Annotated in this window: 1 protein-coding gene; it reads left to right on the top strand. The window is 60.0% G+C overall.

Annotated features, from left to right (window positions below; translation table 11 throughout):
* The coding region (locus tag NZU74_20660; protein ID MCS6883736.1) for a hypothetical protein at window positions 1-434 on the top strand (434 nt) is incomplete at its 5' end.
* Between the last annotated feature and the right edge of the window lie 149 nt (window positions 435-583).

Below are 583 nucleotides of genomic sequence, written 5' to 3'. Positions count from 1 at the left end.
GTTACGGGCCGTTCGCGCCCGGCCTGAAAACCATCATCTCCAAGCTGGTCAACAACGGCCTCATCCGCGAGCACCGCCTGGGCCGGATGTTCGTGGTGAAGACGGGTATAACCTACCCGGATGCCCGGCGCGCCTATGCCGCCGAATGGGAAGCGTGGGATGAGGCCATGAACCGCGTGGCCGAGCTGCTCCTGCGCATGAACACCCGCCAGGCCGAGATGGCCGCCACCGTGCACTTCGTGGCGCAATCCCTGCCGGAACCCACCGAAGCCGATGTGCTCCGGGAAACGTTGGCCTGGAAGCAAAAGCGCAAACCGGTCTGGAGAGAGACCGACGTGGCCGTGACCATCCGCAACCTGGCCGCACTGGGCTGGATCAACGTGAAGCCAAGCGAGGCGCTGCCGTTGCCCGCCGAAGAAGAGCTTACCTTCTAAACAAGCGCCGCGCAGTTTGGATAGTCTAGTGCAAAAAGGATGTTCACCGCCGAGATTGCAGAGTAAGCGGAGAGAATAACCAAGAAAGAACTCTGCAGAGCGTTTTTTCAGTGCACTCAATTCGGCATCGTATGATCCACCGCAAGAAA

Source organism: Chloroflexaceae bacterium, from assembly GCA_025057155.1.
Classification (GTDB): domain Bacteria; phylum Chloroflexota; class Chloroflexia; order Chloroflexales; family Chloroflexaceae; genus JACAEO01.
This window is presented reverse-complemented; position numbering and strand designations above follow the sequence as displayed.